This window comes from Maricaulis sp., assembly GCF_048269565.1.
GTDB lineage: Bacteria > Pseudomonadota > Alphaproteobacteria > Caulobacterales > Maricaulaceae > Maricaulis.
Map to the genome: position 1 here is coordinate 600,352 of NZ_JBLXIK010000002.1, position 13,333 is coordinate 613,684.

Annotated in this window: 9 protein-coding genes; 6 read left to right on the forward strand and 3 right to left on the reverse strand. The window is 65.5% G+C overall.

Annotation, left to right across the window (positions count from 1 at the left end; all coding sequences use genetic code 11):
* Positions 1-241 precede the first annotated feature (241 nt).
* Both ACN0YL_RS06440 and ACN0YL_RS06445 read left to right on the forward strand, forming a co-directional pair.
* The gene (locus ACN0YL_RS06440; RefSeq protein WP_417467612.1) at positions 242-1,591 is read left to right on the forward strand and encodes an ammonium transporter; all 1,350 of its coding nucleotides are present in this window, start codon (positions 242-244) and stop codon (positions 1,589-1,591) included.
* A 236-nt stretch (positions 1,592-1,827) separates the two neighbouring features.
* Positions 1,828-2,520, forward strand: coding sequence for a TorF family putative porin (locus ACN0YL_RS06445; protein WP_417467611.1), 693 nt, complete (start codon positions 1,828-1,830; stop codon positions 2,518-2,520).
* 49 nt (positions 2,521-2,569) lie between these two features.
* On the opposite strand, the gene ACN0YL_RS06450 is transcribed toward ACN0YL_RS06445, so the two are convergent.
* From ACN0YL_RS06450 to ACN0YL_RS06460, 3 genes are read right to left on the reverse strand one after another with little or no spacing between them, the layout of a single operon-like run.
* Positions 2,570-3,631, reverse strand: coding sequence for a WD40/YVTN/BNR-like repeat-containing protein (locus tag ACN0YL_RS06450; protein ID WP_417497399.1), 1,062 nt, complete (start codon positions 3,629-3,631; stop codon positions 2,570-2,572).
* Positions 3,628-6,138 (reverse strand): zinc-dependent metalloprotease, encoded by a 2,511-nt coding sequence (locus ACN0YL_RS06455; RefSeq protein ID WP_417497400.1) that lies wholly within the window; start codon positions 6,136-6,138, stop codon positions 3,628-3,630. The genes ACN0YL_RS06450 and ACN0YL_RS06455 overlap by 4 nt, the downstream gene beginning before the upstream one ends.
* 55 nt (positions 6,139-6,193) lie before the next feature.
* Positions 6,194-6,442 carry a GntR family transcriptional regulator gene (locus ACN0YL_RS06460; protein WP_417497401.1) on the reverse strand — a complete coding sequence of 83 codons (249 nt, stop codon included), beginning with the start codon at positions 6,440-6,442 and terminating at the stop codon, positions 6,194-6,196.
* Positions 6,443-6,467: 25 nt separating this feature from the next.
* On the opposite strand from ACN0YL_RS06460, the gene ACN0YL_RS06465 reads away from it, so the two are divergent.
* From ACN0YL_RS06465 to ppa, 4 genes are all read left to right on the forward strand, one after another.
* A complete protein-coding gene (locus tag ACN0YL_RS06465; RefSeq protein ID WP_417497402.1) occupies positions 6,468-6,674 on the forward strand; it encodes a hypothetical protein in 207 nt (68 codons plus the stop codon).
* A 56-nt stretch (positions 6,675-6,730) separates the two neighbouring features.
* Positions 6,731-8,170, forward strand: a complete 1,440-nt coding sequence (locus ACN0YL_RS06470; RefSeq protein ID WP_417497403.1) for an NAD(P)-dependent oxidoreductase — start codon at positions 6,731-6,733, stop codon at positions 8,168-8,170.
* Positions 8,167-12,696, forward strand: coding sequence for a glutamate synthase large subunit (gene gltB / locus ACN0YL_RS06475; RefSeq protein WP_417497404.1), 4,530 nt, complete (start codon positions 8,167-8,169; stop codon positions 12,694-12,696). The genes ACN0YL_RS06470 and gltB overlap by 4 nt, the downstream gene beginning before the upstream one ends.
* A 93-nt stretch (positions 12,697-12,789) precedes the next feature.
* Positions 12,790-13,326: an inorganic diphosphatase gene (ppa, locus tag ACN0YL_RS06480; protein ID WP_417490463.1), complete on the forward strand. Its 537-nt coding sequence runs from the start codon at positions 12,790-12,792 to the stop codon at positions 13,324-13,326.
* The last annotated feature ends 7 nt before the right edge of the window (positions 13,327-13,333 follow it).

A 13,333-nucleotide genomic window follows, 5' to 3' on the forward strand; every position in this document is an offset into this window, starting at 1 on the left:
CTTCAAATATCAAGAGGCGCACCAACGCGTCCGACCACAGATCGCACATATGGGATCCGTCATCGCCGAGCGGCGATGCGGATCATGGGTAGCTGCCCGGCACATGCCGGGCCCGGGCCGGCAAGGGCCCAGGACCACCCGGGATCCAAGAGAAATTTTCGTTCTGCCATGGGGCAGGCCGGTCACCGGCGTGAATCCGTCACGCCTGATCGGGAATTTCACACCTGAAAAGGGGATCGCCATGCGTGGCAAGAAACTGAAATATGGAGCGATGGCCGCCATCGGCTGCGCGGCGCTTGGCGCGAGCCTGGCCATCACGGGCCCGGCCGCAGCGGAGGTCAGTGAAGAGACCGCCTTTGTCTTCAACACCCTGTTATTCCTGATTGGCGGCTTCCTTGTGATGCTGATGGCGGCCGGTTTCGCCATGCTTGAGGTCGGTTTTGTCCGCACCAAGCACGCCGCCGCGATCTGCCTCAAGAATATCGCGCTCTACGCCATTGCCGGGGTGATGTTCTACCTCGCCGGCTACCAGGTCATGTATGGCGGCGAGACCGCCTATTTCGGCTTTCCGGCCATCTGGTCGCCGTCCGAACTGACCGGTGATGCGGAAATCGATCTCTCGACCGGTTATGCCTCGGCCTCCGACTGGTTCTTCCAGATGGTGTTCGTCGCCACCACCGCGTCGATCGTGTCCGGCGCCGTCGCCGAGCGCGTCAAGATCGGGCCCTTCTTCCTGTTCGTCGTCGTGCTGACGGCCGCGATCTACCCGATCCAGGGTTCCTGGGAATGGGGCGGTGGCTGGCTCGATGCCCAGTTCGGCTTCTCCGACTTTGCCGGTTCGACGCTGGTTCACTCCACCGGTGGCTGGGCCGCCCTGGCCGGCGCCATCCTGCTGGGTGCCCGTTCGGGCCGCTTCGGCCCCAATGCCAGCCCGATGCAGCCCTCGTCGCTGCCGCTGGCAACCCTGGGCACATTCCTGCTCTGGTTCGGCTGGTTCGGCTTTAACGGGGCTTCCCAGCTGGCGCTCGGTTCGGCGGCTGATGCGGTCGCCATCTCCCAGGTCTTCGCCAATACCAATATGGCAGCAGCCGGCGGTGTGGTGACGGCCTACGTCCTCTCCCTGATCCTCGGACGCGGCAAGGCCAATCTCGCCTACTGCCTCAATGGTGCCCTGGCCGGCCTGGTCTCGATCACAGCCGAGCCGCTCACCCCGACCATCATGGATGCGATCCTGATCGGTGCGGTCGGTGCCGTCATCGCCACCTTCGGTGCCAAACTGCTCGAACTGATCCGGATCGACGACGTCGTCGGTGCCATCCCGGTCCACCTGTTCGCCGGTATCTGGGGCACGATGGCCGTGCCGCTGACCAATAGCGATGCCAGCTTCTACGGCCAGGCCGTCGGTGTCGGCGCCATCGGTGCCTTCGTCTTCACCGCCAGCTTCGTTGTCTGGCTGATCCTGAAGATCACTGTCGGCATCCGCCTCTCACCCGATGAAGAGATTGTCGGTGGCGACCTGTCCGAGCTCGGACACGCTGCAGGCAGCATCTTCAGCGCTCCGGAGGGAAAGGATTCGGTCCCGGCTCAATAACGGGGTTGGCGAGCGTGTCCGGCACCTCTGCGGTGCCGGCCGCGGCTCGCGAGCCCGGGACCGCTCAGGCCGATCCACCCCCATGCCGACCCGTACCGGCGCGACGGTCCGGACCGACCGTTCGCCAAAGTCTGAAATCCTCGCCGGTGGCACTGCGCGCACCGGAGATACCCCGATCGCGACCGCCCCGGCGGCAGTCTCGAGACACCAGTAAAAACCTTTGAGGAGTACGCGTTATGAAAACAGTGACACCAAAACTCGCCAGCCTGGCCCTCGCCGCTCTGCTCGGCAGCACCGCCGCAGCCACCGCTTCGGCCCAGGATATCGAGGGCAATGTTGCCCTGACCAGCAACTACATCTTCCGCGGTGTGACCCAGACCGACAACGGCCCGGCCATCTCCGGCGGGTTCGATTTCTCTGACGAGAGCGGCCTTTATGCCGGTGTCTGGGGCTCGAGCGTCGACTTCGGCGACGACACCACCATGGAACTCGACCTCTATGGCGGCTACGCCTTCACCGCCGGGACCTGGGATCTCGATTTTGGCGCCATCTATTACGGCTATCCTGACAGCCCGAGTGCTGGCGGCGATCAGAATTTCTGGGAATTCTACGGCGCTGTCGGGCATGCGCTCGGGCCGCTCGCCTGGGATGCCAAAGTGTCTTATTCGCCTGACTTCTACCTTGAGAGTGGCCCGGCCACCTATCTGGAAACCGGCCTGGCCTATGAATTCCCGGCCGGCGTGACGGTCGATGCCCGCATCGGTTCCAGCACATTCGACGACCTTTCCGGTGCCGATTACGAGGACTATCAGCTCGGTCTCTCCGGCACGGTGTTCGAGAATATCGGCTGGGATGTGCGCTATCACAAACTGTCCGATGACGGCGATGACAGCTTCGTCTTCTCCATCTCGCAATCGTTCGGCGGCTAGTTGAGCGAGCAGGCTGGCCCGGTGTTCTCCCCCACCGGGCCAGCCTGTCTTATTCCATGGCCTGATCGACGCGGATGCGCTGGATCTGGCCCCCGGCGCCAACGGCCCAGCCGTCCGCCGAACTCGGCGCAAAGGCAATGGCGTTCAAGCCTGACAGCGCAACAGTTTCCCAGGTCCGGCCTCCATCGCGGCTGAGATCCGCGCCATTCGGTCCGACCGCCAGGAAATGTCCGGGCTGGCCGGGAATGGCGGCCACACCCGAGCGATAGCCGGTCGGCGCATTCGCGGGTTCAAACCAGACCCGCCCCCGATCAAGTGAATAGGCGGCCACGCCCTCACCCGTATCGGCGCGGGTATAGTCGCCGCCAACGGCGACCAGATTATTGCCCGCCACCGCAATCGAGAATATCCCGGCTCCGGCCTCGCCATTGGCCAGCGGCGTATCCACCACGTCCCAGCTGGCACCGTAATCATCACTCATCAAGACCCGCGCACGCGCGCCGCCACCGGTCCCGATCCAGACGCGGCCTTCAGGGCCGACCGCCAGACTGGAATCCGAGGCGGCAAAGCCGGCCTCGCCCTCCAGCGGGGCGGGCAGCCCGTCCGCTTCGGTCCAGCTCAGGCCGCCATCTTCGCTCAGCAGGATGTGAAACACGCCGTCCACCGGATCGGAAAACGCGATGCCGCGACTGTCGTCCCAGAAGGCGAGGCCGTCGAAGAAGGCCGCGCTTGCGGCGTCCTCATACACCAGGGTGAAGGAGGCGCCGCCATCGCGGGTCTCGAACAGGCGCGCCGGGCTGCCGGCGGTGAAGAAGAGAGCGTGCTCGGCATCAAAACCGTGCGCCGAACGCAGATCCAGTCCCGCCGCCGCCTCGATCCGGCTTCGGGTCCAGCTCTGGCCGCCATCGATCGTTCGCAACACCACGCCATCGGGCGCGCCAACCCAGGCGGTCATCGCATCGACAACGGTCAGCCCGCGCAGGCTGGTCGCGACGCCGCTGTGCTGCGCTGTCGACTCGACGTTGACGGCCGGTGGCGGCGCTGCCGGCTGGCAGGCCGCCGTCAGGGCGGTGAGCACCAGGCCGAGCCCTGCGCCGATGGCCCGTTTCACTGCCCCAGACCCAGCAGGCCGGCACTGTCGCAATGCCAGCAGCTGGCGGCGCCGATCGGACTGCCGGGCGGCACGGCGGTCTCGATGCCGTCCAGCTCCTCGCCGCGATCCATCCGTCCGAGTCCGGCCTCGATCTGCCGTGCCAGCCACAGACGGGTCTCACGCGGCCCCGCACTGGCGGCGCGGCCCGATGGCAGGCTGGAGGCGAGGGCCTCAAGCCGGGCCCGCGCCAGTGCCGCCGGTGTGCGGGCATCACCCGCAGCCACGCTCAGCAGCTGGGCGATGTATTCGCCCTGTATGGCACTACGCAGCGGCGTCAGCCGCGCGGCCTCGTCGCGCGGCGCGGTGAACAGGGCGCCCTCGACCGCATCCAGCATCTCGGCCGGTGACAATTGTGCGGGATCACGCGCGCCCTGCTCGGCGATCCGCGCCAGCCGGGCCGGCGACAGCATGGCCTGCAATGTGATGCGCGCCGCGGCTGCGGCCGCATCCTCACGGCTGAAGGCGGGATATTGCGAGGAGGCGAAAATCTCCCGCGTCGCGGCCGCATCGTAATCGATATAGGGCGAGGGCATCAGCTGCGACACGGTGGCATCGCTGATGTCGAGCGCCGCCGGGTCGAGCGTCGCCAGCAGGGATGCCAGGGCGCGCCGCTGGTCCGCGGCCGGCGCCGGCGTGAGGCCGCGCAGCGGGCCGGCATTGAGCTGGTATTCGAAATACACCCCGCCCAGAGTCTTGGCCGCGGCCTCGGCCTGATAGCGATGGAACAGATAGATCGGCGAGAATACGGCGCGCAATTCGCTCGCCGGCAGACCATGTGCCAGGGCTTGCGGCCCGAAATTCGACAGCGCTGTCGCCCGCACCGCCATGATGTCATCGAGCGCCTGAACCGGATCGCTGCCATCATCCCAAAGATTGGCCAGCGGATGCCCGGAATTATTGCCACGCGCATGCCGGTCGCTGATGTAGAGCAGGCCGTCGGCGCGGGCCTGCTCGAGAATGGCTTCCTGGTTGGCGGCTTCCTCGGCCGGGTCGGCGTATTGGGCATAGAGCCAGCTGATCGCGACGCGATCCCAGGCGGCGATGCCGCTGGCATAGGCCTGGCTGACATCCATCGCGCCGGCGGCATCGAGCGAGACGCGCGGCACCGGATAATCCATCACCGAGGCCCGGTCATTGGCGCTGGCGGCGAAATTGTGCAGCAGGCCGATCGTGTGCCCGACCTCGTGGGCCGAGAGCTGGCGGATGCGTGCGAGAGCGAGTTCGAGCGGATCGTCGGCGGTGCCGGTGCCGGTATTGGCGGTGCCGAGCAGGCCTTCGAAGATCGTCCGGTCCTGGCGGATGCGCTGGCTGCCGAGAATGACATGGCCCTTGAGGATCTCGCCGGTGCGCGGATCAACCACGGCACCGCCATAGGACCAGCCGCGCGTCTGGCGGTGGACCCACTGGATGATGTTGTAGCGCAAGTCGAGCGGGTCGGCGCCTTCCGGCAGGAGCTCGACCCGGAAGGCATCCTCGAACCCGGCCGCCGCAAAGGCGTCCGACCACCAGCTGGCGCCCTCGATCAGGGCATCGCGGATCAGGGGCGGGGTGCCGCGCTCGACATAATAGACGATCGGCTCGACCACCGGACCGGAGGCCGCGGCCGGGTCAACGCGCTGCAGCCGGTGACGAATGGCGAAATAACGCCGCACCGGCGCATCGAGCGGTGCCGCCATGTCATAGATTTCCATGGCGATGGCGCCGGCACGGTCATCGGCCTCGCGGATCTGGTAACCGGCCTCGGGCAGGGCTGCGAAGGAATGGTGGATGGTCAGCGTCACCGAACCGGCATCCGGCGTCACGGCACGCACTTCCGAACCCGGCTCGCTCGAATCCAGGGTCAGCAGGGCATCGATTTCGACATTCAGCGGGAAGGCGCGGACGCTGCCCGTCAGGGCGGCGCTGCGATCGGCATCGATGGTGAAACTGCCCTGTTCCGCCGCGTCGAGCTGGCCGACGGCGCCGATCGGGTCGCGGGTGAGAAATCCGGACAGGTCGACCAGCACGTGGCCATCCTGCTCCGCGACAATCTCGCTGCTCCAGACGATGGAGCGGGCGAAGGACTGTTCTGTCGCCTGGCGCTCCGGCGCTTCGGCGCCGAGCGCCTGGTAGCGGCTGTTCTCGAATTCGGCGAAGACATGATCATTGACGCGGAAGAAGCGCAGGATTTGCGAATCCGCGCCGAGGCCGCGATCAAGACCGACCGGGTTTGAGCCGAGGCCCGAGGCGAGCCAGGCGGTGTAGATGACGCGTCCGAGCGAGCCGTCGTCCTGCGGTGTCAGTTCGGCGAGGATGCGGCCATCGCCTTCATCGACGTGCACGGTGAACAGGCCCTCGAGCCGGGACAGGTCAGCCGTTGTTTCCGCATAGCCCGGCGTCTGGACCCTCGACCAGGCCGCGGGGGCGCTTGCCACCATCAGCGCAATCGTCAGGCCGGCGGCCAGTCTGTTCAGATAACCCGTCATGATCCTGCTCCCCACAGCTGTGCAGACGGGACGCTAGCCTGCGTGCCCACCCCTGTCACCCCACACGCTTTTCGGGGACTTCAGCCTTGCCCTCGACGCCTGCCGGCTCCGCCTCGAGCTGGCGCAGGGCCTCGCGCACCGGCATGCGATTGACGCCATAGGCCGAGGCCAGCGCCTCCTGGCGCAGCAGCGCGCCCGGCTCGATGTCATTGTGCAGGATGCGCTGGCGAATCCGGTCGGCAAGCGTGTCGCCCACGGAGATTTTCTCGATCGGGTCAATATGTCGCTGCGTCTTTTCGGGCAAAGCCGACTCCCCTTGTGCTTGCTGCGTGAGTCTGGCGCCGTGGCGGGCCGGTGTCATTGTCGCTCTACCGGGCCTGACGGGCATCGAGCGGTGTGAGGTCTATGACGCGGTGCAGCAATTTCAACAGGTCGGCATGTTGGCTGAATTGTCCGCACTGACAGGAAATCTTTCTACGAAAAAGCAAAAAAATCTCCATCCGTCACAAAATTTGATACATTCTTCCCCCGCCTGACTCCGGCCCGCCCTTGAGTGCGAGGCCCGGGTGTGCTGCACTGCGAAAGAGTGTGAATGAACAGAGGAAAGCCTTTGCTGCGATTTGTGGACATCGATCAGGCCTATCCGGGCAAACGTCCGGAAGCGGAACGTCGAAACGACTTTCTCGAGATTTATCAACCTGTTGATGTTCTCGAAGTCGCGGCGCAGGCTTCGCGTTGTTCGCAATGCGGCATTCCGTTTTGCCAATCGGGTTGCCCCCTGCAGAACAATATCCCCGACTGGCTGATGCTGGCCGGCACCGGCCGTTTGCGCGAGGCCTATGAGGTTTCCGCGGCGACTTCGACCATGCCGGAGATCTGTGGCCGCATCTGTCCGCAGGACCGTCTTTGCGAAGGCAGCTGCGTTGTCGAGAAGTCCGGTCATGGCGCGGTGACGATCGGCAGTGTCGAGCAATACATCACCGATACGGCCTGGGAAGAAGGCTGGGTGCCGCCGATCCGTCCCGGTGCGCCGCGCGGTCAAAGCGTGGGTGTGATCGGCTCGGGACCGGCCGGACTGGCCGCTGCGGAACGGCTGCGCGAAGCGGGCTGCGAAGTCACGGTCTATGAGCGCGCCGATCGCGCCGGCGGCCTGTTGATGTATGGCATTCCCGGCTTCAAGCTCGACAAGAGCGTGGTCCAGCGCCGGCTCGACCGTCTCGCCCAGGGCGGGGTGCAGTTCCGGCTCAATTTCGAAATCGGCCGCGACGCTTCGCTGGATGTCCTGCGGGCGCAGCATGATGCCGTGCTGATCGCCACCGGCGTCTATGCCGCGCGCAAGCTGGTCTGCCCGGGTGCCGGGGATGATGTCGTCCAGGCGCTGGATTATCTGATCCGGTCCAATCGCGACGGCCTCGGCGATCCGCAGGCCGCCAATGAGCGCCTGTCGGCCGAGGGCAAGGACGTCATCGTGATCGGCGGCGGCGATACGGCGATGGACTGCGTCCGCACCGCCATCCGCCAGAAGGCGCGCTCGGTGACCTGTCTCTATCGCCGTGACCGCGCCAACATGCCCGGTTCGGCCCGCGAAGTGCGCCATGCCGAGGAAGAGGGCGTGGTGTTTGAATGGCTGTCGGCGCCGCTGGCCATCCTCACCCAGGGCGAAGATGTCACAGGTGTGCGGGTGCAGCGCATGCGGCTGGGCGATCCCGATCCATCCGGACGGCGCCTGCCCGAGGCGGAGCCCGGCAAGACCGTTGATCTGCCGGCTGACATGGTGATTTCCGCGCTCGGCTTTCAGCCGGAAGATTTGCGCCAGGCGTTCGAGGCCCCGGAACTCAACCTCACCGAATGGGGCACGGTCGAGTCCGATCCCGATTCCAGCATGACCAGCCTGAATGGTGTCTTCGTGGCCGGTGATATCCAGCGGGGCGCCTCACTGGTCGTCTGGGCCATTCGTGACGGCATCGATGCGGCCCGCTCGATCGAAAGCTATCTGGACAATCGCCTTTGCGTGCTCGGAGCCGCCGAATGACACACAGCAACTGGTCTGAACTCCGGCACCGCGAGGGGCTGGAACTGCTCGAATCCTCCGGTCTCTACCGGTCCGAAGATGAACGCGATGCCTGTGGTGTCGGCCTGATCGCCGACATGAAGGGCAAGCCGCGGCGCGAGATTGTCGAGCTGGCGATCGACGCGCTCAAATCCGTCTGGCACCGCGGCGCTGTCGATGCCGATGGCCGCACCGGCGACGGCGCCGGCCTGCGTCTTGGTGTGCCGCAGGACTTCTTCAAGGCCGCCGTCGCGCGCACCGGTCACGAGCCGGAACGCGGCGATGTCATTGTCGGCATGGTGTTTTTGCCGCGGACCGATTTTGCCGCCCGCGAGCGTGCCCGCGCCATTATCGAGGCCGAGATTCTCGGCCAGGGCTTCAGCTTTTACGGCTGGCGCCAGACCCCGACCAATACCGCCGTGCTTGGCACCAAGGCACGCTCGACCCTGCCGGAGATCGAGCAGGTCCTGTTTCGTGACCCCCGCGGCCGTGATGCGGCCACCGTGGCGCACACGCTCTACATCATCCGCCGCCGTATCGAGCGGCGTGCGCGCGAGGAAAACCTGCGCGAGCTCTATATCTGTTCGCTGTCGCCGCATGACATCATCTACAAGGGCCTGTTCCGCGCCGAGGATATCGACGCCTTCTATCTCGATCTGAAGGATGAGCGTTTCGTCTCGCCCTTCGCGATCTTCCACCAGCGCTATTCGACCAATACTTTCCCCGAATGGCGCCTGGCCCAGCCCTTCCGCATGCTCGCCCATAATGGCGAGATCAATACCATTCGCGGCAATACCAACTGGATGAAGAGCCATGAGGCTCACATCGCCGAGACCGCCTTTGCCGAGGCGCAGCGGGATGTGAAACCGGTGATCCAGCCCGGCGCCTCGGATTCGGCGGCGCTGGACCAGGTGTTCGAGATCCTGGTTCGTGCCGGCCGCAATGCACCGATGACCAAGACCTTGCTGATCCCGGAAGCTTGGTCGAAGCGTGCCGACGTCATGCCCGATGGCTGGAGCGCGATGTATGAGTATTTCAATTCGGTGATGGAGCCCTGGGACGGGCCGGCAGCGATCGCGGCCTTCGATGGCCGCTGGGCCATCGCCGGGCTCGACCGCAATGGCCTGCGTCCGATGCGTTATGCCATCACCGATGACGGTCTTCTGGTCGCCGGCTCGGAAACCGGCATGGCCCCGATTGCGCCGGAACGTGTCGCCGAGCGCGGCGGCATCACGCCGGGCCGGCTGATTGCGCTCGATCTCGAAGAGGGGCGTTTCTATCGCGAGCACGAAATTCTCGACACGCTCAGCGAGACCCACCCCTATCAGCGCTGGCTCGGCGAGGTCGAGGATATCGAACCGGCAATCGGGATCGGGCCGGAGCCGGTCAAATTCACCGATGACGAGCGTTTGCGGCGCCAGGCCGCTGCCGGCTTCAGCTTCGAGGCGATCGAACTGGTGCTCGCGGCGATGGCCGAGGATGGCAAGGAAGCGGTCGGCTCGATGGGCGATGACACGCCGCTGGCCGTGCTCTCGGAAACCTATCGTCCGCTGTCCCACTTCTTCCGCCAGACCTTTGCCCAGGTGACCAATCCGCCGATCGATTCCCTGCGCGAAGGCCGGGTGATGGGTCTGAAGACCCGCTTCCGCAATCTCGGCAATATCCTCGCCCAGGGCGAGGCCCGGGCCAGCGTGCTGGTGCTCGACAGCCCGATTCTGACCAATGGGGCCTATTGGCGCTGGCGTGAGATGATGGGCGGGGCGGTGAAGGAAATCGATTGCCTCCTGCCCGTTGCCGAGGCGACCGGTGATGGCCACGCCCTCGGTGCAGCCATCGACCGGGTGATCGAGCAGGCGGCCGCTGCCGTGCGCGACGGCGCCGCGCATCTGGTGCTGACCGATCACAAGTCGGACGAGAATCATTGCGCCCTGCCGATGATCCTCGTCGCCGGTGCGGTGCATTCACGCCTGACGCGCGATGGGCTGCGCAATGCCTGTTCGCTCAATGTCCGTTCGGCCGAATGTTTCGATCCGCATTACGCAGCCGTGCTGATCGGGCTCGGCGCCACGACGGTCAATCCCTATCTGGCCTTCGAGACCGTCACCGCCAATCGTGACCGGGCCGGTGAGGACAGTGAGGCCCGCAGCCGCGCCAAACATCTCAAGCTGGCGCTCGATGGCGGCCTGTTGAAGATCATCTCCAAAATGGGGATTTCGATCATCTCCTCCTATCGCGGCGGCTGCAATTTCGAAGTGCTCGGCCTGTCGCGAGCCCTGGTCGAAGCCTATCTGCCCGGCGTGGTGAGCCGGATTTCCGGCCTTGGCCTGCCCGGACTGGAAGCCCGCACGGTTGATTTGCATCGCCATGCCTGGCGCGGCGATGCCCGCCTGCCGGTCGGCGGCTTCTTCCGCCAGCGCGCCAGCGGCGATCGTCACGCGGTCACGGCGAGCTCGATCAGCGAGTTGCAGAGCGCCGTCAAACACAATGATCCCGCCGCCTGGGCGCGCTATCGCGACGCGGTGGCCGGACAGGGCGCGATCCAGTTGCGCGATCTGCTCGATATCCGCCCGCTTGGTCCGAAACTCCCGGTCGGCACGGTCGAGTCGATCAATGGCATTCGTCGCCGTTTCGTCACGCCGGGCATGTCGCTGGGGGCGCTGTCGCCCGAGGCGCACGGGGCGCTGAACGTCGCCATGAACCGTATCGGCGCCAAGTCGGTGTCCGGTGAAGGCGGTGAGGATCCGCGTCGCTACAAGGCGATGCCCAATGGCGACAACATGAATTCGGCGATCAAACAGATCGCCTCCGGCCGTTTCGGCGTCACGGCGGAATATCTCAACCAGTGCCGCGAAATCGAGATCAAGGTCGCCCAGGGCGCCAAGCCCGGCGAGGGCGGGCAATTGCCCGGTTTCAAGGTCACCGACTTCATCGCCAAAATGCGTCTGGCGACGCCGGGCGTGTCGCTGATCTCGCCGCCGCCGCACCATGATATCTATTCGATCGAGGACCTGGCGCAGCTGATCTATGATCTCAAGCAGATCAATCCGCGCGCCCGGGTCGGGGTCAAGCTGGTGGCCTCTGCCGGGGTTGGCGCGGTCGCGGCCGGTGTGGCCAAGGCCAATGCCGACATCATCAATATTTCCGGCAGTGTCGGCGGCACTGGTGCGGCCTCGCTGTCATCGATCAAGTTTGCCGGTGGCCCGCTTGAGCTCGGTCTTGCCGAGGCGCACCAGATGCTCTCGCTCAACGGTCTGCGCGAACGCATCACCCTGCGCGCCGATGGCGGCATGCGCACCGGCCGCGATGTGGTGATCGCGGCGATGCTCGGGGCCGAGGAATTCGGCATCGGCACCGCCTCATTGCTGGCGCTGGGCTGTCTGATGGTGCGGCAATGCCACTCCAACACCTGCCCGGTCGGCATCTGTACCCAGGACGATGACTTGCGGCTTCGCTTTGGCGGTGCCCCGGATCATGTCGTCAATCTGATGACCTTCCTGGCCCAGGATGTGCGCGAAATTCTCGCCGGGCTCGGCGCCAGGGACCTGGAAGAGGTGATCGGGCGCACCGATCTGCTCGACCAGGTGTCGCGCGGTTCCGAAGCGCTCGATGATCTCGATCTCAGCGCCATCATGGCCCGCGCCGATGCGGCGGAACGGCCAGCCCGCTCGACCCGCGAGCAGCGCAATCCGGTGGCGCCAAGCCTCGACGAGCAGATCATCAAGGATGCGGCACCGGTCTTCGCCCGCGCCGAGAAGATGCAGCTCGACTATGCGGTCCGCAATACCGATCGCGCGGTCGGCACGCGGACCTCCTCGGAAATCATCAGCGTGTTCGGCGGCACCGGTCTGGCCGAGGATTATCTGACCCTGAAACTGCGCGGCTCGGCCGGTCAGTCGCTCGGCGCCTTTGCGACCAGTGGCTTGCGTATCGAGCTCGATGGCGACGCCAATGACTATGTCGGCAAGGGCCTGTCGGGCGCGACGATCATCGTGCGCCCGTTCGGCGGATCGCGCGACCAGACCACCGGCAGTGCGATTGTCGGCAATACCTGTCTGTATGGCGCCACCTCCGGGCGGCTGTTTGCCGCCGGGCAGGCCGGCCAGCGTTTCGCCGTGCGCAATTCCGGCGCCGAGACGGTGATCGAGGGCTGCGGCGCCAATGGCTGCGAATACATGACGGGCGGTGTTGCCGTGATCATTGGTCCGGTCGGCGATAATTTCGCCGCCGGCATGACGGGCGGCGATGTCTTTGTGCATGATCCGGAACGCCGGCTCGACGCCCGCCTCAACACCGATACGGTGGTGTCGCTGGCACTGTCGGCCAGTGCCGAAGACCGTTGCCGCGAGCTGATCGAGACGCATGCCCGGCTCACCGGCTCGGCGCGGGCGAAGCGCCTGCTGGCCGACTGGGCGGTTGAACGCGAGCATTTCGTCCATATCCGGGGCGAGGAAGTCGTCCGGCGCGAAGCCCCTGTGGAAACCGATGAGCCGGCGACGCGCCTGGCGTGATGCGAAATCCCGTGTTGCGGTGCAGCACGGGATTGGTTCGCGGCCCATATCAGCGTAAGAGATCGCCAAATCCCTGCCGACCGGAGCACGAATATGCGGATCGAAAAGATCGCCGCGGGTGTGAACCCGCCAGAAGATATCAATGTCATCATCGAGGTCCCGGTTGGCGGCCAGCCGGTGAAGTATGAAATGGACAAGCAGGCGGGCACCGTCTTCGTCGACCGTTTCCTGCACACGCCGATGAGCTATCCGTGCAATTACGGCTTCATGCCGCACACCCTGTCGGAAGACGGCGACCCGATCGATGTCATGGTGCTCGGCCAGACGACGCTGATGCCCGGCTGTGTGGTTCGCGCCCGTCCGATCGGCGTTCTGCTGATGGAAGACGAGAGTGGGCTGGACGAGAAAATCCTCTGCGCCCCGCACCACAAGCTGACGCCTTTCTATGACGACGTGCTCGACTATACCGATGTCCAGAAGCCGTTGATCATGCGCATCACGCACTTCTTCGAGCACTACAAGGATCTCGAGCCGCACAAATGGGTCAAGGTCGAGGGCTGGGGCGATGCCGCCCGCGCGCGCGAACTGATCCTCGAGGCGATCGAGCGCGAGCAAGCCGGCAAGGCCTGATTCCGGG

What these genes read in the sequence shown, in the direction of transcription:
- ACN0YL_RS06440 (WP_417467612.1), top strand. Translation starts at nt 242, where the DNA reads ATGCGTGGCAAGAAACTGAAATATGGAGCGATGGCCGCCATCGGCTGC.
- ACN0YL_RS06445 (WP_417467611.1), top strand. Translation starts at nt 1,828, where the DNA reads ATGAAAACAGTGACACCAAAACTCGCCAGCCTGGCCCTCGCCGCTCTG.
- ACN0YL_RS06455 (WP_417497400.1), bottom strand. Translation starts at nt 6,138, where the DNA reads ATGACGGGTTATCTGAACAGACTGGCCGCCGGCCTGACGATTGCGCTG.
- ACN0YL_RS06470 (WP_417497403.1), top strand. Translation starts at nt 6,731, where the DNA reads ATGAACAGAGGAAAGCCTTTGCTGCGATTTGTGGACATCGATCAGGCC.
- gltB (WP_417497404.1), top strand. Translation starts at nt 8,167, where the DNA reads ATGACACACAGCAACTGGTCTGAACTCCGGCACCGCGAGGGGCTGGAA.
- ppa (WP_417490463.1), top strand. Translation starts at nt 12,790, where the DNA reads ATGCGGATCGAAAAGATCGCCGCGGGTGTGAACCCGCCAGAAGATATC.